The organism is Streptococcus downii (genome assembly GCF_004353325.1).
In the GTDB taxonomy this organism is placed as follows: domain Bacteria; phylum Bacillota; class Bacilli; order Lactobacillales; family Streptococcaceae; genus Streptococcus; species Streptococcus downii.
The window spans coordinates 533,271-558,779 of the sequence record NZ_MZNX01000009.1 but is presented as its reverse complement, the minus strand read 5'-3'; the positions used below and the strand labels follow the sequence as shown (position 1 = coordinate 558,779).

At 40.0% G+C, this 25,509-nt stretch carries 30 protein-coding genes and 1 pseudogene; 1 reads left to right on the top strand and 30 read right to left on the bottom strand.

Annotated elements, in window-relative coordinates:
• Positions 1 to 4: 4 nt before the first annotated feature.
• From E2R31_RS09145 to gyrA, 7 genes are all read right to left on the bottom strand, one after another.
• A complete protein-coding gene (locus E2R31_RS09145) occupies positions 5 to 802 on the bottom strand; it encodes a formate/nitrite transporter family protein (RefSeq protein ID WP_084925988.1) in 798 nt (265 codons plus the stop codon).
• A gap of 124 nt (positions 803 to 926) precedes the next feature.
• Positions 927 to 1,145, bottom strand: a complete 219-nt coding sequence (locus tag E2R31_RS09140; protein WP_243701303.1) for a hypothetical protein — start codon at positions 1,143 to 1,145, stop codon at positions 927 to 929.
• A gap of 115 nt (positions 1,146 to 1,260) precedes the next feature.
• A complete protein-coding gene (locus tag E2R31_RS09135; protein ID WP_132974098.1) occupies positions 1,261 to 1,602 on the bottom strand; it encodes a hypothetical protein in 342 nt (113 codons plus the stop codon).
• A gap of 36 nt (positions 1,603 to 1,638) precedes the next feature.
• The gene (locus E2R31_RS09130) at positions 1,639 to 1,842 is read right to left on the bottom strand and encodes a hypothetical protein (RefSeq protein ID WP_132974096.1); all 204 of its coding nucleotides are present in this window, start codon (positions 1,840 to 1,842) and stop codon (positions 1,639 to 1,641) included.
• A 56-nt stretch (positions 1,843 to 1,898) separates the two neighbouring features.
• Positions 1,899 to 2,315: a hypothetical protein gene (locus E2R31_RS09125; protein ID WP_132974094.1), complete on the bottom strand. Its 417-nt coding sequence runs from the start codon at positions 2,313 to 2,315 to the stop codon at positions 1,899 to 1,901.
• A gap of 74 nt (positions 2,316 to 2,389) precedes the next feature.
• Positions 2,390 to 3,136 carry a class A sortase gene (locus tag E2R31_RS09120; RefSeq protein WP_132974092.1) on the bottom strand — a complete coding sequence of 249 codons (747 nt, stop codon included), beginning with the start codon at positions 3,134 to 3,136 and terminating at the stop codon, positions 2,390 to 2,392.
• Positions 3,136 to 5,604: a DNA gyrase subunit A gene (gene gyrA / locus E2R31_RS09115; protein WP_132974090.1), complete on the bottom strand. Its 2,469-nt coding sequence runs from the start codon at positions 5,602 to 5,604 to the stop codon at positions 3,136 to 3,138. Before gyrA ends, E2R31_RS09120 begins: the two co-directional genes overlap by 1 nt.
• Positions 5,605 to 5,797: 193 nt before the next feature.
• Between gyrA and E2R31_RS09110 the strand changes: the two genes are divergently transcribed.
• A complete protein-coding gene (locus tag E2R31_RS09110) occupies positions 5,798 to 6,784 on the top strand; it encodes an L-lactate dehydrogenase (RefSeq protein ID WP_000204720.1) in 987 nt (328 codons plus the stop codon).
• Positions 6,785 to 7,260: 476 nt separating this feature from the next.
• Here E2R31_RS09110 and E2R31_RS09105 read toward each other — a convergent pair whose 3' ends face one another.
• From E2R31_RS09105 to E2R31_RS08995, 23 genes and pseudogenes are all read right to left on the bottom strand, one after another.
• Positions 7,261 to 8,265: a GH25 family lysozyme gene (locus E2R31_RS09105; RefSeq protein WP_132974088.1), complete on the bottom strand. Its 1,005-nt coding sequence runs from the start codon at positions 8,263 to 8,265 to the stop codon at positions 7,261 to 7,263.
• A 9-nt stretch (positions 8,266 to 8,274) separates the two neighbouring features.
• Positions 8,275 to 8,505 carry a phage holin gene (locus E2R31_RS09100; RefSeq protein ID WP_033585128.1) on the bottom strand — a complete coding sequence of 77 codons (231 nt, stop codon included), beginning with the start codon at positions 8,503 to 8,505 and terminating at the stop codon, positions 8,275 to 8,277.
• A gap of 15 nt (positions 8,506 to 8,520) precedes the next feature.
• A complete protein-coding gene (locus tag E2R31_RS09095) occupies positions 8,521 to 8,799 on the bottom strand; it encodes a DUF7365 family protein (protein WP_006154951.1) in 279 nt (92 codons plus the stop codon).
• Between the two features lie 11 nt (positions 8,800 to 8,810).
• A complete protein-coding gene (locus E2R31_RS09090; RefSeq protein WP_132974086.1) occupies positions 8,811 to 9,416 on the bottom strand; it encodes a DUF1366 domain-containing protein in 606 nt (201 codons plus the stop codon).
• Between the two features lie 9 nt (positions 9,417 to 9,425).
• Positions 9,426 to 11,507 carry a DUF859 family phage minor structural protein gene (locus E2R31_RS09085; protein ID WP_132974084.1) on the bottom strand — a complete coding sequence of 694 codons (2,082 nt, stop codon included), beginning with the start codon at positions 11,505 to 11,507 and terminating at the stop codon, positions 9,426 to 9,428.
• 10 nt (positions 11,508 to 11,517) lie between these two features.
• On the bottom strand, positions 11,518 to 14,559 hold the full coding sequence (locus E2R31_RS10100; RefSeq protein WP_132974082.1) for a collagen-like domain-containing protein: 3,042 nt from the start codon (positions 14,557 to 14,559) through the stop codon (positions 11,518 to 11,520).
• Between the two features lie 8 nt (positions 14,560 to 14,567).
• The gene (locus tag E2R31_RS09075; protein ID WP_049479251.1) at positions 14,568 to 14,909 is read right to left on the bottom strand and encodes a hypothetical protein; all 342 of its coding nucleotides are present in this window, start codon (positions 14,907 to 14,909) and stop codon (positions 14,568 to 14,570) included.
• A gap of 9 nt (positions 14,910 to 14,918) precedes the next feature.
• Positions 14,919 to 18,095, bottom strand: coding sequence for a phage tail family protein (locus E2R31_RS09070; protein WP_132974080.1), 3,177 nt, complete (start codon positions 18,093 to 18,095; stop codon positions 14,919 to 14,921).
• Between the two features lie 13 nt (positions 18,096 to 18,108).
• A pseudogene (locus tag E2R31_RS09065) lies at positions 18,109 to 18,426 on the bottom strand (Gp15 family bacteriophage protein); the annotation flags it as partial.
• 10 nt (positions 18,427 to 18,436) lie between these two features.
• Positions 18,437 to 18,739: a hypothetical protein gene (locus E2R31_RS09060; protein ID WP_049493572.1), complete on the bottom strand. Its 303-nt coding sequence runs from the start codon at positions 18,737 to 18,739 to the stop codon at positions 18,437 to 18,439.
• Positions 18,739 to 18,936, bottom strand: coding sequence for a hypothetical protein (locus E2R31_RS09055; RefSeq protein WP_049493569.1), 198 nt, complete (start codon positions 18,934 to 18,936; stop codon positions 18,739 to 18,741). The genes E2R31_RS09060 and E2R31_RS09055 overlap by 1 nt, the downstream gene beginning before the upstream one ends.
• A gap of 41 nt (positions 18,937 to 18,977) precedes the next feature.
• Positions 18,978 to 19,421: a phage tail tube protein gene (locus tag E2R31_RS09050; protein ID WP_007518781.1), complete on the bottom strand. Its 444-nt coding sequence runs from the start codon at positions 19,419 to 19,421 to the stop codon at positions 18,978 to 18,980.
• Positions 19,421 to 19,825: a phage tail terminator protein gene (locus tag E2R31_RS09045; RefSeq protein WP_049479256.1), complete on the bottom strand. Its 405-nt coding sequence runs from the start codon at positions 19,823 to 19,825 to the stop codon at positions 19,421 to 19,423. Before E2R31_RS09045 ends, E2R31_RS09050 begins: the two co-directional genes overlap by 1 nt.
• A gap of 2 nt (positions 19,826 to 19,827) precedes the next feature.
• Positions 19,828 to 20,208 carry a hypothetical protein gene (locus E2R31_RS09040; RefSeq protein ID WP_132974078.1) on the bottom strand — a complete coding sequence of 127 codons (381 nt, stop codon included), beginning with the start codon at positions 20,206 to 20,208 and terminating at the stop codon, positions 19,828 to 19,830.
• Between the two features lie 4 nt (positions 20,209 to 20,212).
• Positions 20,213 to 20,551: a hypothetical protein gene (locus tag E2R31_RS09035; RefSeq protein ID WP_084911557.1), complete on the bottom strand. Its 339-nt coding sequence runs from the start codon at positions 20,549 to 20,551 to the stop codon at positions 20,213 to 20,215.
• On the bottom strand, positions 20,551 to 20,925 hold the full coding sequence (locus E2R31_RS09030; RefSeq protein WP_132974076.1) for a head-tail connector protein: 375 nt from the start codon (positions 20,923 to 20,925) through the stop codon (positions 20,551 to 20,553). The genes E2R31_RS09035 and E2R31_RS09030 overlap by 1 nt, the downstream gene beginning before the upstream one ends.
• 5 nt (positions 20,926 to 20,930) lie before the next feature.
• Positions 20,931 to 21,146, bottom strand: a complete 216-nt coding sequence (locus E2R31_RS09025) for a hypothetical protein (RefSeq protein ID WP_007518771.1) — start codon at positions 21,144 to 21,146, stop codon at positions 20,931 to 20,933.
• Positions 21,147 to 21,164: 18 nt separating this feature from the next.
• Positions 21,165 to 22,064, bottom strand: coding sequence for a capsid protein (locus E2R31_RS09020; RefSeq protein ID WP_132974074.1), 900 nt, complete (start codon positions 22,062 to 22,064; stop codon positions 21,165 to 21,167).
• A gap of 19 nt (positions 22,065 to 22,083) precedes the next feature.
• On the bottom strand, positions 22,084 to 22,668 hold the full coding sequence (locus E2R31_RS09015; RefSeq protein ID WP_132974072.1) for a hypothetical protein: 585 nt from the start codon (positions 22,666 to 22,668) through the stop codon (positions 22,084 to 22,086).
• A 214-nt stretch (positions 22,669 to 22,882) separates the two neighbouring features.
• Positions 22,883 to 23,134, bottom strand: a complete 252-nt coding sequence (locus E2R31_RS09010) for a DUF6275 family protein (RefSeq protein ID WP_132974070.1) — start codon at positions 23,132 to 23,134, stop codon at positions 22,883 to 22,885.
• 1 nt (position 23,135) lies between these two features.
• Complete coding sequence (locus E2R31_RS09005; RefSeq protein WP_049493560.1) at positions 23,136 to 23,399, bottom strand: hypothetical protein; 264 nt, start codon at positions 23,397 to 23,399, stop codon at positions 23,136 to 23,138.
• Between the two features lie 53 nt (positions 23,400 to 23,452).
• Entirely contained in the window at positions 23,453 to 23,710 is a 258-nt protein-coding gene (locus tag E2R31_RS09000; protein WP_049493558.1) for a hypothetical protein, read from the bottom strand.
• Between the two features lie 2 nt (positions 23,711 to 23,712).
• Positions 23,713 to 25,482 (bottom strand): phage minor capsid protein, encoded by a 1,770-nt coding sequence (locus tag E2R31_RS08995; RefSeq protein ID WP_132974068.1) that lies wholly within the window; start codon positions 25,480 to 25,482, stop codon positions 23,713 to 23,715.
• Between the last annotated feature and the right edge of the window lie 27 nt (positions 25,483 to 25,509).

Genomic DNA, 25,509 nt, shown 5'->3' with positions numbered 1-25,509 from the left:
TTTTTTAATCGACATAAGTATCTTCGTTCTTATTGAGGAAGGCATATGGTAATCCCATCAAGAGACCTCCTCCTATAAAGTTCCCGATAAAGGTTACACCCCAGTGACGAAGGATATTAGGAATGTCAAAGTTAGCAATAGAATCTGCAGCGACACTGAACTTAACAATCGCAAAAGAAGCAAAGTTCGCAGCAATGTGTTCGTTTGTTAAGAATACAAACATGTAAATTGCAGACAAAACAAGCCAAAGTTTTGCCCCACCGTCTTTCACCAAAACGAATGAAAGAATGGCAATGTTCACAAAGATATTCGCTAAAATACCTTCAAGCAAGACTAGCTCATTGGAACGGCTTAACTTCATCTCTACAACCCCTGAGATGAAACTATCATGAGTCAGATTTGCATAGGCTGCTGAGTGGGCAAAGCCCCAACCTGCTATCAAAGCTCCGATGAGGTTGAACAAGGTACAGTATAGTAAAATCTCAGCTGTTTTTCTCCAAGAGATTTTCTTCAAAAAACTACCTGCAGTTAAGAACATCATGTTTGAAGTTACCAACTCAGCATTCAAGAAAACAATGTAGGCCAATCCCCAAGCAAAAACAAATGGGAAAAGGAAACGTCCGCTACCTGGCGCTATTTTATTAATCAAGTCAGCTCCAACTGCACCCGCAGCAGTACTAAATGTTAGAAAGGCACCTGCAAACATAGAACGAATCGCATACTTAAATTTGCTTTGGCTATAAAGACTTTCCTTCTTCTTGCAAGCAAATTCAATCTTTGAGATAAATTCTGAAGAGACCATAAAAAACTCCTAAAACTTTTATTTGTGAATATTATAACATAAAGCACGCATTTTGAAAATCATTTCTTGTATCCGTTTTCTACAAAGAAAATCAAGGTATTGGGGAATTCCATAAATCTCTCCTTTATCCATTAACAGAAAAACATTCCAATGTTTCAAATTGTTCATCCAAAAATTTAAACTCAAATAGGTGCCAATCATCGAAGGTTTGCTCACAATAACTAACTGTTCCTTGATTGTAGTCAATGATGGGTTTCCCCAGCTTGTTCTTCACATCTTCCTCGCTGACTTCTCCATCCATTTCCTTAAGATCAGTTAGCATGAAATTGATGATTCTATTCACTCTCCAAATCATTATCATTTACTAAAAATTGATTAACATTAATCCAAATATTCAAATACCTTCATAAAAATATCTTCTACACGCGCGTACGATAAAATAACAACACTTACAATCATCAAAACATGTCATCATAATGTTCACTTGCTTGTTGCACAAACTCGAAAATATTCAAAGATATGGGTTTCATTTCCAGTGAGCCTAATGCCCCCAAATCATTCATATAAATGGTATCGTCAGAATCTTTCTTTATAAAAAAAGCGATATCCCCATCTTGCCCAATCAGGAAAAAATCTGGTTCCCACTCTTCTATTTGGTAGGTGGAGTTTCTTTCTAGCAAATCTAACCTCGAATATAAGGTAATACCTGTATTCTCTATGACAAAGTCTCCTGCTTTGTCGATTTTGCTCAAGAATTCTGCGTATAGGTTTGGAAGTACCAAGTCAATCTGATTATTCATTGTCAACTCCTCATCTATTTTCCTACTGCGAAAGTCCTATATCTCATCTTCACTTAGTTCTCTAAAATGTGAAATATGATATCCAAAATAAGACTTCCCCGATTTTCCTATGAAGATTCCTTGTCCAGCCATATTGGTAATTCCTCCCAAGAATATCATAGGAAGATCCTTGGCAAATGGAAAACTACTTGTTATGTCTTCTTTGAGCGTAACTAAAGACTTTTCTCTTAACTGACTCATTATCTATCCTCTCTTATACTAGGCATCTTTCGGTTTCTTACGATAAATCTTTCAACTTATCTATCAATTACAATTCTAATATGGTAGTTTTTAGTTTCATTCTTTAGATTCTTGACAAGCATATCATTCTGTTTTGATTTGCCAAAGAAAAATGACAGAGTCTTTCTGTCTTTCTGTTCAATACACAAAAGATATCTTACCCCATTCAATTTGACACTTCGAATATATTTGACTTCAATCATTTTGATCTTATTCAGCGGAATGATTCGCTTCACAAATACGAAAGCATTGTGAATATAAAGTCTCCCATTGGCAATGTGAAACGGGGCAAAAAAATTACCACCACTACGACGGACAATTATAAAACGTCGCCAAAAGATTAGTAAAAGAATAGAGGTTAATAAGTAAAAGGCAAAACTAAAGACAGGACCTTCCCACATCGTTTTCATTCCAATCCAAAAATATTCGAACATGTATTATTCTCCTTTGGCAGACGGTTCTATTTGACAAAAAACCAGCGAAAAATACAATTCACTGGTTTTTGAGGTTAATAACGTTGTTTATATGGCTGATTAAAGGCGCTTAGGATATCATCAGATGTTTCAGAATATGCTTTAACTTCTTTAAAATCACCTTTAACAATAATCCGCTCTGTCGCATTATAGTCCACACAAGTTACCAAGGTGATTTCTTTGATACCATCACGATCTTCAATTTCGTCAACGCGATCAGGCGTCACGTGCTTCACCTCACGAATCTCATAGGTGTATACTTTATCTTTATCAGTCAAATAAATCTTCATCCCCGCCTTGGCATTGACCAAAGGCGAAAAGAGCATCTGACTTGCATTTTCAGCGGTAAAGATATGGTGACTAGCTAGAGAATAGTTGCCTTCTCCCATTTTCTGATTTGCTTTCATGGTTCCTGCCCCGTAGAACAAGTTTACATTATCTAAACCTTTAAAAATAGGCAGGTTGATCTCTACTTCAGGAATGGCAATCCCTCCTATGACTGGAAGTTGTTGAGCATCCCACTGGGCAGCTAACACCGCTTCTGATGAGATGGATTTGACAGAATCAAAATCAAAATTTCCCTCTGTTTCTTTATTCTCCTCAATCTTTTCCTTAGTCACCTGACTGACTTGGTATTTATTGGTATTCCAAACCATAAAGAGATCTCGAATCTTTGAATTAAAAATCAAGGCTAGGGAAAGAAGAATCAAGAAACCGGCTAAAATATTGAGAAATAGATTCCTACGCTTATTCTTCTTACTTTTTATTTTTTTATGAGACATTATGCTTTACCTTCTGTTTCAATTTCAGTCCCAACTTCTTCTTTTTCTGCTGCAGCAACCGTTGTAAAGGTCACAATCTTGGCATCTTGGTCTAGACGCATCACCTTAACTCCCATAGTTGAGCGTCCTGTTTGTGAAATATTGGCAACATTTGTTCGAATCATGACCCCTGTATCCGTGATAATCATCAGGTCTTCATCACCTTTAACAGTGAGGAGGCCTGCGAGAGGACCATTCTTCTCAGCAACATTGGCTGTCTTCATTCCTTTACCACCACGGCCTTTAGTTGGATATTCTGTAGCAAGAGTACGCTTACCATAACCTTTTTCAGTGATGATAAGGACTTCGTCCTGGTCGGTAATAACACTAGCGCCAACTACTGTATCCCCTTCACGAAGATTGACTCCTCGAACACCTGTCGCGATACGGCTCATGCCACGAACAGCTGATTGATTAAAACGAACAGCATAACCAAACTTGGTACCAATAATGATATCTGTGTCTTCTTCTGTCAATAGGACATTAATCAATTCGTCTTCATCCTTGAGATTCAAGGCCTTCAGTCCATTTTGACGAATATTAGCAAATTCTTTGACACTGGTTCTCTTCACGACACCGTGACGAGTTGTAAAGAAGAGATAGGCATCATCACTACGTTCAGACTCAACGTTGATGATGGTCTGAATGCTTTCGCCTTCGTCCAACTTCAAAAGATTGACAACTGGCAATCCTTTGGCTGTACGACCATATTCAGGAATTTCATAACCTTTTAGTCGGTATACTCGTCCTTTATTGGTAAAGAAGAGCAAATGATCATGGGTGCTGGTTGAAACCAACTCACGCACAAAGTCATCATCCTTAACTCCCGTACCTTGGACACCACGACCACCACGTTTTTGAGCAGTGAATTCACCTTGGTCCAAACGTTTGATGTAGCCCTTGTTAGAAAGAGTGATTAAGACATCTGACTCCTCAATCAAGTCTTCATCTTCAAGAGTTAAGACTTCTCCAACCATCAACTCGGTACGACGTTTGTCACCAAATTTACGTTTTACTTCATCTAATTCATCTTTTATGATTTGCACTACGCGTTCTGGTTTAGCAAGAATATCGGTTAGATCTGCAATCAAGGCAATCAATTCATCATATTCAGACTGAATCTTATCACGTTCCAATCCTGTCAAACGACGGAGACGCATATCAAGGATAGCCTGACTTTGACGTTCAGAAAGCTTGAACTTGCTCATCAACTCAGCTTGCGCTTCCGCATCCGTTTCACTAGCACGGATAATACGAATCACTTCGTCGATATGGTCTAGTGCAATTAAAAGACCTTCTAAAATGTGCGCACGCGCTTCTGCTTTTTCCTTGTCAAAACGAGTGCGGCGAACAACCACTTCTTTTTGGTGCTCGATATAAGCATCCAAAATTTGACGAAGGGACAAGATTTTTGGCACGCCATTTTGAATCGCCAACATGTTGAAACCAAAATTGGTTTGCATCTGGGTCATCTTGAAGAGGTTGTTAAGGATAACGTTGGCAGACGCGTCGCGTTTAACCTCGATTACAAAGCGAACGCCTTCACGATTGGACTCATCACGTACGGCTGTAATGCCCTCAAGGCGTTTTTCCTGAACCAAGCGAACAATATGCTCATGGACCTTAGTTTTATTGACCATGTAAGGAAATTCCGTTACAACAATCCGTTCGCGACCTGTCTTAGTGGTTTCAATCTCTGTACGAGAACGAAGAACAATCGATCCTTTACCAGTTTCGTAAGCCTTATGAATACCTGATTTCCCCATAACAAGGGCACCAGTTGGAAAATCTGGACCAGGTAAAACCTCCATCAAGTCCTTAGTCGTCACATCTGGATTGTCCATGACGAGCTTCACTGCATCAATGGTTTCACCCAAGTTGTGAGGTGGAATATTGGTTGCCATCCCAACAGCGATACCAGTTGCCCCATTGACCAAAAGGTTTGGAAAACGAGCCGGCAAGACCAAGGGTTCACGTTCATTGGCATCATAGTTATCAACGAAATCAACTGTATTTTTATTGATATCACGAAGCATTTCAAGAGCAATCTTGCTCATACGTGCCTCAGTATACCGCTGCGCGGCAGCACCGTCTCCATCCATAGAACCAAAGTTCCCATGCCCATCGACAAGCATGTAACGATAGCTCCACCACTGAGCCATACGGACCATGGCTTCGTAAATTGAGGAATCTCCGTGCGGGTGGTATTTACCCATAACATCCCCTGTAATACGGGCTGATTTTTTATGAGGTTTGTCTGGAGTAACACCTAATTCATTCATTCCGTAAAGAATACGGCGGTGAACAGGTTTTAAGCCATCTCGAACATCAGGAAGAGCACGCGCTACGATAACACTCATGGCGTAATCAATAAAGCTGGTCTTCATCTCCTTTGTCAGATTGACATTCACTAAATTTTTATCCTGCATTAATAAATGCCTCATTTCACTATTAGTAATTAGATATATTATACCATAAAATGTCCTTTATTTCAGGCTTCTGAAATTACTAAAACGTTTACATCAATAACCGAATAGAATATTCGTGACAAAGCTTTTTAAAAGTGATAGAATGAAAGTGTCTGGGGATTCCCCTAAAAAAAATGAAGGAGATGTTTAGATAATGACTTCAACTAAACAACACAAAAAAGTGATCCTTGTTGGTGACGGTGCCGTGGGTTCATCTTACGCTTTCGCACTTGTTAACCAAGGAATTGCACAAGAGCTTGGAATTATCGAAATTCCACAATTACACGAAAAAGCTGTTGGTGATGCGCTTGACCTTAGCCACGCCCTTGCCTTCACTTCACCTAAAAAAATCTACGCTGCTCAATACTCTGACTGTGCAGACGCTGACCTTGTTGTTATCACTGCAGGTGCTCCTCAAAAACCAGGTGAAACTCGCCTTGACCTTGTAGGTAAAAACTTGGCTATCAACAAATCAATCGTAACACAAGTTGTTGAATCAGGTTTTGATGGTATCTTCCTTGTTGCGGCTAACCCAGTTGACGTTTTGACTTACTCAACTTGGAAATTCTCTGGATTCCCTAAAGAACGCGTTATCGGTTCAGGTACTTCACTTGACTCAGCACGTTTCCGTCAAGCACTTGCTGAAAAATTGGATGTTGATGCTCGTTCAGTTCACGCCTACATCATGGGTGAACACGGAGATTCTGAATTTGCCGTTTGGTCACACGCCAACATCGCTGGTGTAAACCTTGAAGAATTCCTTAAAGACACTCAAAACGTTCAAGAAGCTGAATTGATTGAATTGTTCGAAGGTGTTCGTGATGCTGCTTACACAATCATCAACAAAAAAGGAGCTACATACTATGGTATCGCCGTAGCGCTTGCTCGTATCACAAAAGCAATCCTTGATGACGAAAATGCAGTACTTCCACTTTCAGTCTTCCAAGAAGGTCAATACGGAGTTGAAAACGTCTTTATCGGTCAACCAGCAGTTGTTGGTGCACATGGTATCGTTCGTCCAGTAAACATCCCATTGAACGATGCGGAAACTCAAAAAATGCAAGCATCTGCTAAAGAATTGCAAGCAATCATTGATGAAGCATGGAAAAACCCTGAATTCCAAGCAGCTTCTAAAAACTAATTAAAAGAAGGTTCTCATTTCATGGGAGCCTTTTTCTTTTTGCACAAAACGATAAAATCATATTTTCCAAAACAAAAAGCCTGTTGACCAAGCTAGAAAGCTTGATACAATAGGCTTTTTCTAAATTCATTATTTAACAGCGTCTTTAAGACATAAACATATATCGTAGCTATATAATAGAAGAAAGTTTTGATAAATAAGGACATATACAATTAAAAACCGGTTTAAAATTATAGGTGAAAATACATAAGTTTTAAACTTATGCCCTAAAACTGCCCCAAATTTCATTTCTCAATTTGTGGGGCATTTTTGTTTTTAAACCACTTTCAGACCAATTTTGTTGGCATTAACAAAATTGATAGCAACGCACTTTTAAGTAATAATATTTCAGAGCAAACAAAAAACCGCAAGCCTGGGCCTGCGGTTAAAACAATTCGAACAATATTTTAGAAATTTTCCTTTCTTTATTTAAAAAATTATTTAGTGGTAACAATTAGCCCATCAGGTAATACATCCAATGCTGGTTTGTCTGAGCGGCTTCCGTCTTCGTTGACATAGTACCAGCCACCTTCGACTTTAACGAGTTCTTCTGAAGACATTGCTCCGTTCTCTTCTTTGAGATGGTATAGTTTGTCCTTGTATTGAACCCAACCCGTGACCATCGCTCCTGAAGCATCAAGATAGTACCATTTGCCATTCACAAGAACCCAACCAACGGCCATTGCGCCGTTTTCTTTGAGGTAGTACCATTTTCCATCATCCTTCAACCATCGAGAAGCTATTGAATAACCTCTCTCATTGAAGTAGTACCAGATACCATCAATCTTTTCCCACTCCTCTTTTGGATAGGCGCCATTGGGGTATTCATACCACCAACCAGTTTCATTGCGTTTCCATTTAGGCTTAGCTTCTTCATCATCTAGTAAAACAATGTTCTTGTCGTACGGATTTGAAGAGTATTGCCACCAGCGAATCCCGTCCATAGATGGGAAGTATTCAAAATCAGCATTTCCATCGTTTAAACCATAGCCGGCGATCCAAAGGCTGTTTGGGAATTTCGCAAGAATCTGCTCATAATAGATATTATTGAGCGTGAATGGCTTGTAGCTGTAATAGATTGGCTCGTAGCCATCTTCTTTGATAATTTCCATGAAGCGAATACAAGCATCTGTATTTGATTGTTTATCTCCGCTAGCATGATCTTCGTAGTCAAGCACTAGATATTGAACCTTTTTGGGCACGTTGTCAAGGAAATAGCGTGCCTCTCTTTCTGCCTCGTCCACGTCTCCACCAAACCAAGCAAAATGATAGAATCCAACAGGATTAGATTGCTCAACTTGAGCAGACAGGCAAGGATTTAGATAGTTTGTACTTTCAGAAACTTTGATAATAGTATTCTGTGTGCCCATATCATCCAAAATACCTGTAATATCGTATCCATTATGGCTAGATACGTCGATGAATAAGTCGTTTTTCTTCATTGTTCTCTCCTAATCCTCGCTTGGCTCGTAGTATTCGAGCGCTCTTTTACTATCAGAAATTCCTGCAGTTGTTGGGTCATTGACAACACCAATCAAGACAAGGATGTAAACGAATGTGTTCACACCGTCCTGGATATTCTTTGGGATTTCAAGCCCGAACTGCTGAGCCATAAGGAAGATTGCTCCAAGAAGGGCAATGAGTGTTGCTTTGTTTTGTAGTCTTAGCTTCCAATTGATCATGTTATTTCTCCTTTTTTATTGTTTGTTTTGAATCAAATTTTTAAGCTCTCTTACGTCCTCACCAAGTGATTTTACTTGCTCAGCTAGTACTAAGATAGCCTTATTCTGTTCATCGTGGTTATCGAGCCGCTTGTTGGCTGATGTCTTGAATTCGTTCAGATTTTCGATATCTTTCTCTAAAATCGTAAGACGATTTTCCTGCTTGGTTGCTTTATCTTTCATCGAAAAATAAAGACCAATCACAGGAATGAGGGTGATAAAGATCTGTACGAGAAATCGTTCATAACCTGGCATACAACCTCCTTCTAATCAATGCGTGGCATGACCACGGTAAGCACACCTTGTTGTAACATTTCAGCAAGCGACTGTTCTTTCCATGTGTAGCCCTCTGTTGGCTGCATTTGGAACTTAAAGATAGTCTTAGTTCCACTCGGCCATTTCGGATTCGTATCAAACGGATAAGCACCTGAGATGATGTCTCCGTTGTTGTAACGTTTGTCCTTAGCAAGCGGCTTGATGAATGCTGCTACCTTTCCATAAGCGTGGGTAGGCATACCTCCATTTTGTGAAACAGCAAGAGCAATTAGTACCTCTGTAATAGCTGAAACAGTATCAAGATTTTCCTTGTTTTCGGTTACTGCTTGCTCAGCTTTATCCGTTGCCTCTTTGTTCTTTTGTAGTTCTTGAGCTACTTTGCTGAATTTTTCGTTTTCAGCTCGATTGGGGAAATTTTCCTCATAGAGCGACTCAAGAGCTAATTCAAAAAGCTCTGTATTTGACAAACCGATTTTGTCAGCTGGTAGCAAGACAGGTACGATAGCACCGTCTGAATTGACCAACGTGACCTTTGTAGCGGATGCTGTTCCGCTGGCGTCGTATTCTTGGGACTTCGTCCCGTAATTTAATTTCATAGTTCCTCCTTAAATTTTGAATGAAATGTTATCAAAGTTGAGCCAAATAGCATCAACGTTTGATTTTACAACGATATGACCTTCTGGATATATTCCTAGAGTCGCCCCAGAGTAGCTGTTATTCAATCCAATAACATACATAGCCTTTTGAGGTCTGAAACCAGATGGTAGGATACCAATCACGGTCTCATCAGTCGTTTTACCCTTTGTGGCTGAACCCCTCAGATAAACAACGCCATCAAAAGATTTTGAAAATTGGACATTGTTAAAATTGGGATTTGGATGATTTACCCACCCGTTTTGCAAAGTTAGATTTTGCCAAGGCGTGGCTTGAGTGTATTTTTGGATGTCATTCTTAGAGGCATATTCTACCCAATCCTCCCAATCGTCAACAGTCATAGACCATCTGTGATGTCTAAAATAGACTTGTCCGTTATTTCCGTAAAATAACTGGATTGACTCTTTGTAGCCACCGTCATTTTTCCCATAGTTGCTATAGTGTAACAGATAGCCCCACTGACCGTTTGGATTTCCTCTAGCTGTTGGATCAATGTAATACTGGCCAGGCTGATCTAGTAGATTGGTATTAGTCACGTTAGGCTTGCCATCGAACCATAGAGGAGCACCGTTGTTTCGAGTTAGTTGATACTGCTGAATAGGCTGATTACTTGAGTATATATCGCCTAAAACATCTAATGATCCTGGTTTCCCAAATTCTGCAACCTTACCGATGCCTACACGCCCGTTCTTATCATAGGACATTACTACGCTTTCAGTTGCTACTGTTGTAGAAAATTCAACGCTTGTAAACTTATCCTCAAGCTTACCAATAATCACAAAGGATTTATTCGATGGATAATTCCCCGCCATGTTAGCAGCTGAATTAGTCAATGTATGAACACTTGTAAAATTACCAGATGCACTACCATTATCATCCGTGAAATTCTCATTACCTATCTGAGCAACTTTGAAAGTTAAGGACATTACATTCCTTTGCTTTCCTGACTGCATTATAGGGGCTATTCGGGCATTTCTTAACACTTGCAATGTATTTGGATTGCCTCTAGTTCTAAGTGCAGAGAAGCTAAAGGAGGGGGCATAATACTCAATCACGTTGATAGTAATATCTTTAGTATCTGATTGTTTACCCCGACTATCGACAACATAAGCTCGAATGGTTGCCAAACCGCTAAAGTTCATGATACCAAAACTACCACCGTTTTTAGTTACGACCATTTTTTTATTAACAATTTCAGCTCGATATCCTGTAATAGTAGATCCATAGGCGCCAGACGCATTGTTGAAGTTTACTTGGATATCTGAAATAATTTGTAAAAAGTCATTTCCACCCAAAAGTCGTCTTGCGACCGTATTCATATCAGTTAATGAAAGACCTGTGAAGGTAGGTTTTACACTGTCTGGGATTTTAAAGTGCCAGCCATTCGAATAGACGTCGCTGCCTATTTGAGTAGTTCCATTATATGTTCGAATACATATATCCATCACTCCCGAACTTGTTTTAGGCAGGTATCGAGCCAAGTCAAGCTGAGGAGTAAATGAAACGCTAGTAGTATGATTTTTCCCCAAGTCTATCCAATCGCTTCCAAAAACTCTATACCAGACCTGATGAGTAAAGGAGTTCACTTTTCGATTAAATATGACGGTATGAAGTGACCCTAAATTTCGATTCCCCTCTAAGCTAGAAATTTGCGTAGACCTAGGAATTTTGTCGAATGTATAATTCGTCGAAATTGTAATGTTGCCATGAATTCCGTTGTTAGCGTCAAAAGATGCCCAGACCGACATGGTCTTTGTTCCGTCACTGTCATGAGGAATTGTAGCTTCTCCACTTGCTAGAGTAGTTTCTTGCCCCTCAGTTTCGAAACTTAAATTGCTCTTATATACACTAGAGCCATTTAACCAGACTGAAAGAACACTTCCATTTTCTACGTTCCATGTTCTATATCCTCCATCACGGTCAACGGTAGCTCTCCATCTAACTCGAGAAGAGTTGTTAGCAATATCCTGACTAATCTGTTCAATATAAATATTCAAGTGCAATGGACCACTAGAATTGATAAATTTAGTCATTTTCCTCTTTTTAACCTCCTACATATCGAACAACATTCACATCTTTGTCAAGATAATACTGTTCTATTCTAAAGCGTCCGATTTGAACTGAAGCGGTGAAAATACCGTTGTCGATATGAATCACACCTTGCGAAATATACATGACTTCCTTACCTGCAGAAAACATAGAAATCCTATCATGACTGACTTTTATTGATGAACTAGCATCGTTCTTTCCAATGATGAGTCCCTCATTTGAAGCACTCATATAGGTATCGATGAACTTTTTCATCTCTTTCAAACCACCAAATTCTATTGATAAAAACTCAATTCTCCTGCCTGCTTCGATTAAATCAGATTCAGATTTTTTTTGGCTTTCTGCATTTGATTTTACAAAGGCATTATAGGCTTTTTCTAAATCACTGAACTGATCCATTGTCGCTTTAGCTTTTAGCTCTATGTCATGAAGTTGAGCTTTTTCAGCTAGAGCATTAAGTTGCTCCTGAGTCAGTCCTTGGTCAGCCTTGGAGTCTATGTCCTTCTGGATATCTTCGGTAGCTTCTGAAAAGTCTGTAGAAACTGTTCCTACCTCTACTTTGGGAAAGGCAATCCAGACAGTTGCAGCGGTAAATATGTGTAAAATCAGCTCATTAGTTGCATTTGAGTTTTCTTTTTTCGTCAACTCAATGTCATAAAATTTCCAATCGGTGGTCAACGAGACACCTTCAACGGCGTTCCGATATCCTGCCCTAGCTTGAAAATTCGTATTATTGACAGTAGATTTTGCCCAAAAACTAAACCGAACAGGTTTATTTTTCATCTCGTCAACGGTGCCCAAACGTGTATCCCCACCGGTTCTAAACGTAACTTTTTGATTAGTCGCCTTACCGTTATAAGTAGATACAATTTTTAAAGTATTAGCTCCTCTGAATTTGATATTAGTATCTATGCTCAAAGTGAGCTGTCCTTGCGTTTGCTCCTGACTATCATCTAAAAAGTAAGTTGAGTATCGCTCTCTTAGACTACGTTTGAATAGTGAATTAAGAAAGAGATTTCTTCCACCAACCTCAACTTTAGCCCAACGATCAACCCATTTGTATTTAGTTTTATCTGAGCTGTCAGGTTTCTCATAATCTGAATAATGACCAAAATATCGCTGTCCGTTATCTGTCATTGTTAAACCAGAACCATCCGCATTTTCAGAATAAGCAAAGTGAACATAAGGTGTTCTTCCATCTGCTCCTGGTTTACCTGGTAGCCCATCAGCGCCATCACGACCTTTCCATCTCGTCCAGCGATAGTCAGCAGGGTTGACGCTGTCAGTTGAGTTGAAATCAAAGTACACCCCAATATATGCCTTGTCGGCGTTTGTCTGGCTAAATCCACTACCTGAGATAGTATCGGCGTAGGCAACGTGAGTGTACTGTGTTCGGCCGTCAGCTCCTCTAGGTCCTGGGATACCTTGGTCGCCCTTGACACCTTGCAAACCTTGGAGTCCTTGTAAGCCACGCTCCCCTTTCTCCCCTCGATCTCCTTTAGGACCTATTGCTCCCTGTGGTCCAGGGTCGCCTTTAGGACCTCGCAAACCTTGGATACCAGGCACCCCCTGTTGCCCACGTTCCCCTTGGGGTCCAGGAGTCAGTTCAATTTTTTTTAGATCTTCTTTCGTTGCTACATCTTTAGAGTTTATTGTGAGCTTATCAATGTTCATCACAACTTTTCCGTCACGTATGGAAACAATCTCTTGCAAACCATTCATGATTCTCAAACGTGCTAAATCCAGATCTCCAGCAGTTATATTTTTAGCATTTAACGTAATGTAATTACCAATTGCTGCAGAAACTTTTTTTGCTAGCAATTCATCCGTGGTCATCGTATTGACAATTTCTCCGACATTAGCGCTATCTGCCTTTTTAACCCACGAACCTTCTACATGCTCCCACATTTCAACATAGCCACCGTTAGGTTTAAACCATATATCTCCATTTTTGGGGTTAGTAGGGCTTGATGTATCAAGATACATACTACCTTGTTTAGTGATAAGTTCGTCTAAATACTCTATTTGACGTTGTATGGCTCCTTTATATTTATAAGTACCTTGTGCAACTCCAGCAGCATTTCCACTACTATGGGCAGATAAACCACCATCAAACGAAAGTTTGTAGGACAGCATTGGAATGTTGAAATAGATATTTTCATCCCAGTGTACTGTAACCCAGTCACCAGCTTCCATAGCCATATCACCACGCCAGGACAATGTATATGGATAAAAGTTAAAATCACGGTATTCATTGAAGACACGATCCAGAATTTCTTGTGTAACCCATGGATTTTTTAACTTCATGATATTACCTGTGGACAATCCTGATTTATACACAACCTTATCAGCAGACTTACACTCAATACCTTTCAACCTGTAAGGTATCTCGTCACGTTCTAATCCACCTGGCTTATACATATCTTTTGTGATATGTCTTGATGTTGTCTTTAACTTGATAAAATCAAGCTTCCCATTACGATTAAATCTGACAAAGCTTCCTGATAATTGCGCTAAATAAACTAACGCCTCACGATAACTTGTTTTTTCTAGTTTCTTCGCAACTTGATCATTTACTAATTGGATATTAGTATCTGTCGTGATACCTGTCAATCTCACGATTTCTGATAAAATATCCCTTGTATAAGCTGGATAAGTAAGCTGACTATCATAAGCACCAGACAATCTAACAAACTCGTCCTGTAGCTTAATTTTGGTCTTTTTATCATTACGATCTAGCTTGACCTCGGTAACAAAAAACTTGCCAAGTGGGACGGTTTTACCCGCAATTGCTACCGACATTGTTGCCGGCATCATTTCTTGCAGACCTTCAATAATCTCTTTAATTTCAATTTCTAGACTATTGATGTACCCACCACCAATTGTAAAATCATTACTATTACCGATGGAACTGTCGTAAGTAGCTGATGCAATTTTGGTTTTTGTGTATCTCTTACCATTTAAGTCAAAGTTAGCCTCAAACACGCGCAGATGATTCTCTATTGCTTTGATATAATCTGATGTTACTTCTAGCATAATTCCTCCTACTGCTCAATAATAGATACAGATAAGCCGTTGTAATAAGTCACACCGTCACTCAGACGCCCCATTACTGTCTCTGTGATAGTTCCGCGATAACCAGTGATAGACTGTCCTAAAATATTTGCAGTAAAAAATCCAGCTACCAATTTAGACTTGATAAGATTTCTTTCTGCTTCTGTGATAATTCCCCATTTGATGGAGAATGTACGTTTTTCTGCAATGACGTCACCCGTCATCAATCCACTAGCACTACGACCCGTAGAAGATGACCAGATAATCTCATTATTGATGCTGATTTCAACTGGAGAAGCAAGAGCTACTCCACCTACTGATATTTCACTCATGCATACCTCCTAAATCATGAGGGGGGATTCCCCTGTTTTAATTGCAATTTCATTGATTTTATCTACAATCTTCTTGGTGATTTTATCACCATCAATTGTCAAATCAAGAGCACGAACCGCTTGTAACAACTGTGTCAGTAAGGCTAGAACTTCTGGTCCACCGCCATTATTTGACAATTCCGCTGCACGACGTGCCATTTCAAGCATTTTATTTTCCGGAGCAACAATCTCACCGTAATGCTTGTTGTCACCAATCATGGCAATTTGTGGTGTATTGGCCTTAACAAAGCCACCTTGAGCAAGTCGAGGTAGTCCAATGTAACTAAATCCACCGATATTTACACCAGGTAATTTATTAATCACGCTAATAGCGCCATTGAGTAAGCTGATACCACTATTGATTGTGCTTTCTACCGTGCCAAGCACCCCGTTAATAACGCCACGTACAGCACCGCCAATGGCACTTCCAACCATGGTTCCAACGTGAGTAAATGTTGAGCGTATTTGCCCCCAAAGTCCGCTAAAGAACCCGATAATGCCCGAAAATGCATTCTTGACATTGTTATATGCTTCGCGGAATTTTGAAGAAAACCACCCTGGTATGCTAGCAAGAGCAGATTGAATATTACTCCACTTCCCTGCAAACCAACTTGCAATAGGATTGAAGATACCTGTTAAACCTGCCCACGCGCTGCGGAATTTGTCTTTGAACCAATCAGGAATAGAAGCAAGATTGCTTTTTAACTCATTGTAGCGTTGAGAAAACCAGGAACCAATACCGGTAAAGATAGCAACAATGGCATCCCAAGCTTGTTTAAACTTATCCTTGAACCATTGAACAACAGGTGCAAAAATGGTCTTAACAGATTCCCACCAACGGGTGAACTCTGCAATCATCGAATCGATGTCAATTCCAAGCGCGGCCAAGAGAGATTTGATAATACCGGAAAATAGATTTTTAATTCCGTTCCAAGCTAAATCCCAATCACCTGTAAAAACACCCGTTACAAAATCAATCAAACCAGATAGAGCTTGAGCAAGACCACTGATAATATCAGAGAGTGCCGCAATAGCATTGATCAACGTTGTACCGACAACTTCTACTAATCCACTAAGAATCTCCATGAATTTTTCGACATCTACATTCGAAACAAAGTCTTCCCAAGCAGCTTTGAAAAAATCAAAAAAACTACCTAAAAGCATAGAGAGATTATCGATAGCTGGTTTTACATGAGCGTCATAAACTTCCGAAAACTTTTCGCCTAATTTTGATAGAACTGGATTGAGGTAAGTATTCCACCCATCCAAAAAGCTTTTCATCAACTGACCAAAACCACTTGTCAAAGAGTCAATAAATGGTTTTGCTTTGTCATCGTACACACGTTTCAACGCATCACCAACATCATCTACCAGTGATTCTAAACTTTCAAAAACAGGAGCGATGCCATCTAATAATCCTGTCCAGGCTTTTACTAACTGTGGAACATTCGGAACTATTGCTTTTTCAATTCCTTTAGCAAAATCTCCTGCTATCTTACTGCCTAATTCGATTACTGTGCTACCAGCACTTAAAAACGCAGATACAATCGCACTGCCAATTCTAACAGCGCCAGAAGATGTGATGACATCGTAAAAACCATTTGAGAAAGCTTGAACGATATTACCAGCAACCTCAGCTACATTTCCTATGTTGGTAAATAGAGACACGAGAGCACTCTTAATACGCTCTTTTTGGTGCTCTAAGCCGTTAACTATACTTTCGGCTATAAAGACTCCTATCCCGAGAGCAACAGTCCCTATCGAGCCAATAAACTGCCCTAGAGCATAAGCTATCTTATCAAGCATGGTTTGGAATGAAGCCACAACTTTTGGATCTGTAAAAATCTCTTGCAGTAATTCACCGATTCGTTTTAAAGCACTCTGAAGGCGTTCAACACCATCGAATCTAAATGAAGCATTGAAACCGTCCTGAAATAATTTGACGAGTTCAAGCAATCGTTTAAATAATCCATCAAACAGACCGTCTAATTGATTCCCACCTTCAGCAATTTTCCCCATATCGACTTCAGCGCCTTTAGGTGTTCCACCACCTCCGCCGCCTGAACCACCAGGACTGCCTCCAGAATCTCCACCACCATCTCCGCTATCGGATGAGTCAGATAGTTTATTGATTTGGTCAAATCCCATGAGAGATTTCATTTCTTGAGCAGCTTTCTTAGCTGCTTTACCAGCTCCATCCGCAGCCTTTCCGGCTCCTTTGGCGGCTTTTCCTAAGTTGCCAGCTCCTCCTGCTGCACCATCAGAAGCCTCTCCTAAATTACCAACTGCATCAGCAGTTTCTTGAATACCGGAGCCTTTCATAGACTTCTTGCCAGTAAATAGTTCTGTCAATGCTTTAAAAGCATTACCTACTGTCAGCAATTTGCTGAGCAAAAAGTTAATGACTTTGATAACTGGGGTAAAAATGTTAATCAAGCCAACTCCGACGCTTGCCATAAAGCTTTCGAACTGTAGCTTCATAATTCTAACTTGGTTAGCCCAACTATCAGATGTCCTAGCGAAGTCGCCACTAGCCAGTGAAAGCTTGTCTGTTACAAATGCGAACCGCAAAGCAACTTTTTCAGCCTCAGACATTTCTTGTGTCGTCTTTCCAAATCCGTTAGCCATTGCATAGGCATCAAGTGCTGATTGAGTCATGACCACACCTAGATCTTTAAGTGTCTCTGTTTCACCAGTAAAGACTGATTTCAGCTTTGTGTAGGCTTCATCTTGACTAATATTATAAAAAGATGCTACATCGCCCGCTAAACTAGTTAAGGCTGTCGACATCTCGTAAGCTTTTTGTTCGTTAAAACCAAAAGCCTTAGTCATCGCACCGAATGTACCGGTGTATCGCTTTGCCATAGTCTCTGATAACCCAGAGGTATACATAGCTTGTTTTGCAAAGTCATCAACTTGCTTGCTCATACGTGGGAAAGCAACGTCAACAACGTTTTGTACTTCGTTGAGATCTGAGCCAAGCTTGATAGCTTGAGCTCCAAAATCAACAAGTTTCTTGATTGCAAATGCTCCTGCAAGCATCTTGGCAGCTTTCGTTGCCATCCCTTGCAAGCCACTCATCTGCCCTTTAAATTGTTTGTCGTTGACGACAAGGTCAAGACCAATCTGGCCAACTGTCTGTGCCAATAGCTATCACCTCCTACTTAGCCATCTCAATAAAGGCTTGTTTTAATTCTTCAAGAACTTTAGTCAAATCTTGTTCTGTTTTCTCTTTGGCAAGTTTCAATCTCCATTCGTTGCGAATACGGTGCTGTCCTTCTGAAAATACCTCTAGCATTTTAGGGTCATCTTCGCTTCGAATTTGGACGATTCGACCAAGCGGGGTTTCTCCGGACAAACCAGCTAAGAGAGCCTTGAACTCTTTCCACTTCATATTCTTAAATTCATTAGAGTATACAGATAAGCCATACTGTGTCCTGAGAGAACTGACGATTAAATCAAAATCCTCAAATAGGTCATAGTATGGCTCACTGTTCTCCCACTTCTTCTTCTCCCATGACCAATGTCATCGCTGCTTCAATAACTGTAGTTAAATCAGCAAAATTCAAACGCATTTCATCAAGTGTTTTTCGACTATTTTCAGGGAAGATTAGCTCAAACATTTCCATCATTTTTTTGGCAGATGGAGTTCCTTCTTCATCACCGATAGTCTGCATCAGAGTCAGTACAGTTGTTGCATCTGTATTGACTTCAATTTCAGCATCTTTAATTTTCAATTTTGGATTTTCTTCAAAATTAAGTTTTTCTGTGATATCAATTACTTTTGACATTATTCAATTTCCTTTTCTTCAGATAAAATATTGATCAGTACTTGACCAGTTCGATTTTCTTTGGTTGCCATAGCTTCGATTCGTTCTTTGGATTTACCGCTTAAATCAACGGTATCTCCAGCCTTGTATTCGATACCTGTATCGATATCAATAAAAGCCATGGTTGCTATTGCGTTGGTTTCTTCAGCTTCAGCCATATTTCCTCCTTAAAATAAAAAGAGGGTCGAAACCCTCTAAATTAACCTGCTGGCACCACTTCCGGTTTACCATTTGACATGACATCAAATGACAATGGTGCAACACCAGTTGAATCCCCTGAAATAAAGTCCTTAAGATTGATAACCGCGTCTTTAAATTTGATTTTAGTTCCATCTGGGAAAGTCCATTGGAAGTCCGCTTCAGAATCGCGACCATTTTTAAACGCAAGACCTGCGATGTAGTCGTTACCGGCATCACCTACGTTTCGTTTACCAGAAACAGAAATTGTAACTGACTTCGCAGTCATCAAACGACGTGTCCAACCTTTTTGGTCAAATGGTTTCCATTCTTCAACACCATTGTCAAATGATACTGAGAATGATTCCATGTCTGCAATATCAACAAGTGATTCAACTCCTGCAGTTCCTTTATTTACTTGGAACTGGTTTTCATATACGGGGAATACCCCAGTTTTCTGAGCCATTAGTTGCCCTCTCTTTCGTAATATAAATCAAGCTCGATAACACGCTCATACACGTTATTATCATCTGTTCCTACGTCCACAGGCTCGTTCTGTAATAAGGCAATCATCTTAATAGGTGTTCCACCGATAACAACCGATTCAGCCTCAAATAGACGATTGTAGAGGTACTGAGCACGCTTCTCAGTCTCATTCGCATTCTTGTTCCAGTGAATTAAGATGCTGATTGATTTGACATCATAGCTTGTCAGTGATCTGCCTCCGATTGCTACCCGAGGACCATCGATTGTCTTTCGTTGGTAAATACCTATACTATTTTCTTGCTTATTATCGATCTTGCCAATGTAGTAGTTGTTAGCTGCATTAAATGTTTTAATCCAGTCACGGACTTCAGCTAATGTAATCATGCTTAAACCCCCGTGATTTGTTTGTAAAGTCGCCCGTAGGCTTGTTTTATTTTGTGTGACTTCTTGCCACCATCAGCCCAATCCTCAAACCACTTTCCTTTTGCATGAGGATTTTCTTTCGTCTGGAATTGATATTCAGGATGAAAGTACAATCGTCTTGCGTAAGGAGTGGAATGTACCAGGCTTACTACACTTTGGGATGAACGTGAGTAGTCTGGAGCCATTGCTTCGCCTTGCAACACACCTTTATCAAAAGGCACTACCTGCGCCTGCACAACTTCTGTATGCAGGTATTCAGCAGTCTGTTCCAGTGCTATGATTTGAGCCCTTTCCAGTTTGCGGATAGTGCCAAAATCTAGCTTTACTGTAGAATTCACAAACATAGCATCACTCCAATCCGATGTAGGTATAGTTAACAGTCCCATCTGGATTTCTAGCTTTCCGGCTGTCCACAATCCTCCTGACAATACCAAATACAATTGCAGTCCCACCGCTCAATGTAGGCAAATACGGTGCAATATCACCAACGAAATAAGCTGACCCAGTAATTTGGACCAGCTTCTTCTGTTCAGTTAGGACTGTTTTGACACTGTCTTGATAATTGCACTTTAGATTAGCTCTGAACGCCTCTAAAGGTTCGCCGTCTTCAGAAACTCCTTCTTGGTTGACTGTGACTGTGATTTGCGTCTGGCAAAATTGAGGTAAGACAAGTTGTGGAAATTTCATCAAATAACCCTCCTTGTCAATCCTGTTTGCTTCAAAAGTTCATAGGTTTTGCGATAAATAACAATACCTTGTTCGGTGGCAATGTTCCAATTTGATCCTAATTGCATTGACACACCATTAATACTGTAGTTTGAAACTGTAGTAGCTATCAAATCAGCATTAACCTCTTCAAAGTCAACAATCTGACAACAAGCCTTTCGGATAACTTCCTGCTGAAATGGCGTCAGATTGTCGAATCCAATGCCACGGATTCGGTTGAACGTAAGTATATCAATCTTGTCAGAAGCTGATTTAAGTTTGCTAGCCAGTTCTTCTGAATCAGCAGAAATCACACCAACAAACGTCTTTTTGTAATAATCTGGACTAGCATACATGACTGTTACTCCTTAGCTCCTTTGAGCTTCTTGATTTCATCCTTAGCATTTTTCAAGTCAGCCAAAACTTTTTCGTACTCCTCTTTTGAAACCTTGTCGACAGATTCACCATATTTTAATTCACCATCTTCGTAGACTTCAAAGCCACGACCAACAAAATCATTGATCGCTGACTCATCGATATCATAGACTCGAGCGCCTTTAATTGCTTTTAATGCCATATACTACACCATCCTTTCTTACGCTGTCGCGTTGATAAAGATACCAGCTGCTTTATTCTTGATCAAGAATGCATCCATGTAGAAGCGAGATTGGAGCAAATAGTTGTCAGCTGTACGCGAGTCATGCCCTGGTGTAAATACTTTGATGTAAGAGTATTTTTCACGAGCAACTTCACAAGATGGGTGGATCAAGATGAAGTTCATTTGTTTTGCTTCATCTGTTGCGACACAACCATTTGTAAAGTTGTATTGTGATTTCATGCGAGCTGATTGCACTTGTTTGATTTTAACATCATCAAGGCTATAGATAGAGCGTTTGACGTCGCCATTTGAACCATTCACTCCCAGCACACGTTGGATGTCTTTAGCCTGTTTGAAGAGTTTGTTGACAGCTGGAGTGACGTACAAAATGCGGCCTTCAGACGGAACACCTGCTTCGTCCATTTTTTCCATGGCGTCATCAAATTTTTGCAAGATATTTTCTGCAGTCAATGTTGTAGTGTCGATAGTGGCACCATTAGCAGCATACTTTCCAGCTTCTGTGTAGAGTTTTGAGAACACGTAGCAATCTTTTTCAGGAATACCTTGTTCAGTTTCCAGAGTGTTCTGGACATTGGCAATAGAGACGACAAGGTTTGTTTCATCAACATCCATAGGATCGATTGCAAATTCGATGTCACGGTCATGTTCTAGTTTTTTTGGTTCCCATTCGTTTGAGATTGTTCCAGAATTAAAACCGATAGTTTGACGATTGTGGTCTTTGTAACCAGATACTGTGATGTTTGGCAACTTGATTGTTTGAGCGTTGATAAATTTCACATGCGGATTTGAGTTAAACAAATCTACAGACGCAAGCTCTTTTGCATATTTTTGATGCAAAGCTTGTTCGAATTGTTCTGCGTAGTTATAAACTGTCATAATTTAATTCTCCTTTTTCTTAAAGACCAAACGCTGCAGCAATGGCATCAGTTTGGTTAGTTTGTTGTGTTTTACCGGTAGATCCGATTTGTTGAAACCCAGTTGACTCTTCTTTATTTGGCTTCAGTGCAGGAACGTCTTCCAGAACTTTTGCGACAATAGCTTTGAAATCTTCTGGTTTCGATTCAAGTGTGAGAGTTGATGTATCAGCCAATTTCATCACATAAGGTAGTACACCAACAGGCAATCCTTCCTCGATTGCTGCTAATTGTAGATTTCGCTCTAAATTAGCTTGCAATGCACTTGCTTGTGCCTGCGTTAACTGTTGCTGTAGTGATGTGACGTCTGGTGTTGCATCAGCTTTCTGCGACTTAAAAGCAGTAATAGCTTGAGCCATTTCTTCACCACTCAATCCTTGCTGCTTAAAGTAATTTTTTAGCACGGTGTCTTCAGCAATTTTTTGTTTGCCTTCGACAATGCTAGCGATTTTGTCATAGTCAATCTCAGGAGTGCTAGCTGGTTGAGTTTGGCTTGACGTGTCTTGTCCACCTGCAGAGCCAGTTCCTGTATCTGCATTATGGAAAAATAGTTTGCGTTTGAACATAGCGTTCTCCTTTCAGTTTTAAGGGTGTCTCCCTATTTCAGTTATTGTCACTGGTGTCTCCACGTAGTTTTCAGTCTTCGGACAAAAAGAAAACCGTACGAGATTCCATACGGTTAGAGTATAGGAAAAACCGCCTCGAATTCGACGCGGTTTATAGCAATTTACAGTAATTTATAGCAGTCTATTCCTGCCAGTCAAGATGTTGGATCACCTCCTAATCTTTAATGGCACGATTTGAAACCTTGGCGTAAATATCCACATAAGTCTCATTCTTGTCTCCGTTATGCGTGATTTCTGCATAATTTCCACAAGGTTCGCTTGATATAACTGCGTTCGTACTAACAAGAGCTTTCCAATTTTGCAGGGTCTTGCTAAACCAAACTACAAAGCAGTCTTCTGCTTTGATTTCACGATCTGATAAGCGCGAAAATTCTTGTGATGCCAATTGTTTTGCTTTTTCTAACATTTCATTCCTCCGTTTTTTCATATGTTTGTGCAAAAATATCAGGCTTGCATGGATAAAATTCACCTTGCACGCCTTTGATGATGTAATCACCTTCTGTTGCAATCATCAATCCTTCAAGTGTTTCTATCTTTAAAACCGGATTATCCAAATCAGCATAATCTACACGAATTGGATCCAATCCTAACTCTGACAATTTCAAAATTGATTCTTCCGTATTTACGAACCGAACCGCCTCAATGACTACTGGTTTCTTTCTGTATTTCATTTTTTCAATCCTTTCTGAGTACGAAAAAAGCACCTTATCGGCGCTCTGTGATATTAACAATCGTAAAATACATACTTCTCACGTTGCAGTCTAAGTCTTTTCTCATCTGGATCATAGCCGTACTCATCTGCAAAATAATCGTATTGATCTTTGATACATTTGTCCAATTTTGCTTCAAAGATGTCACTCTCTTCTTGTGGTCCATAGATAGCCGCTACAGGAAAAATCGGGGCTACTAAACGATACCCAAAGATGTCGCTAAATGTATCTGCTTTTTCTGCTACACGTAGATAGCTTTCGATAACCCGCATGACTACCTCTCCTTTAGTTTACTTATAACATAATTATAACTCTCAGGAAAAGTTTTTTCAAGTATTTCTCTGCGTTCATCATCAAATTGTGCCTCAAACACATGCGCAAAAAACTCGCTCTCGATATTTCCTTTTTTCTCCCAGTAAACGAGCGAGTGCGAATACTTGCCTTGTATTCTACCTTCACTCAACGCGCCTAATATATCAGATGCCGAAGAGGCTTTATCGTTGATATGGATTGCTTCGAAAATAGTCTCGTCAGATAAATTGATAAAGTCTTTACGCAGAAGTTGCAGTATTTTTTTATCCTTTGTGAATTCCCAACCCAGCTTATCATCTATTTGATGACCAAATTCATGGAAATAACCAGTACCAGGTCCGCGAGGGTCGTCTACGTCCTTATACATATTCAGGAAGAGTTTTCCAGATTCATATCTCACAACTCCTGTTTCTGCAATAGTTGCAATCGCCTCCTGGTCGGCCAATCTTGCAAACAAGGCTTGTCCAAGCTCTGTACCATCCTTGAATTTTTTTCGAGTCGCCTCGATATACATGTGTCGTGTCTCTGCAGCAATCTTCTTCGAAGCTACGCCACTAGTATCTCTAGGCAATCTCTGACGATTGATGAATTTCTTGTAATCACTATCACTTTCAAGTGAAAATTCTTGGTATAATTTGTATCCTTTTTCCGCTTCAAAGTATTTCAGATTCTCTTCTGCATCAGACTTAAGTTTAGACCATTCTTCCGCCCTTAATGTGTACTTCTGAACATTGTCTTCATCGAGACTGAACTGCGATAATCTGCTAAAGCGTTTCTCCTGTCGCTTAGCATGCTGAACTTTGTTGTCCAGTAACTGTCTTTCCTTGATGTCGTTCAATTCCTGATTTGTAAATATTTTCTCTGGCTCGCTACTGATCCCAGGGAAATAAGTTGTATGCTTATCTTTGCAGTTAGGATGATACAAACCAGCTGCCATTGCAGAACTTAATAATGGATATGGACCATCAGCCGCACTGCCTCCTGACCAGACATCATCAATCAATACTTTACCTTCAAAAGGCATACACAGAGGACATGCATTCGATCGCTTGTTTAAGATAACAGTATGAATCCCCCACTCCTGGCGCTTGACTCCCTCGCCCATTAGGTAGGCTCTTTTGGTTGCTGTCCGAATGGCCATGTCAGTGTACGATACGATATTGACCATGGCTCCATTACTGTATTGGATGCATGTGATTCCCCGACTTAGAAAATCTTTGGTGGCCATATCCACTGATTGCTCGTAAGTCTTAGCTCCTGTGTTAGCTGCTACCTGAGCATCAAATATTGTACGCCTGTACTGGTCATCTGTATACCGCAATACAGCATGCTCTGCCGTCTTCATATCATGCTCGACCGAGTTGAGTAACGCATTCAACTTTCGTTCGTTGATAGCAAAAAATGAAGTCCCTAGGTTATCTTTTCCACTGTTAAATTCAAAACCGTTCTTGATAGCTTCCAGGATAGACATTTCCTCATCATCCATGCCTTGCTTATAGGCTTCTTGGATAGCTGTGGAAATCTTGCTATTGATATTGGCAAACTCTTTGCTATATTTTTTGGCATTAGCTCGCTTAAATCGTTCAAGCTCTTTCAATTGATCTACCTGCCATTGTTCCCATTCAAAACCTTCAGCAGTTTCCTCTGCCTTATGCCTTCCGAGATTTCTAATCATGGAATCAAGCAGATCGTTTTCAATTCGCTCAAATGCTTTAGATACATCATAAGCCATTGCAGTACACCTTAAAACCTTGCGCTT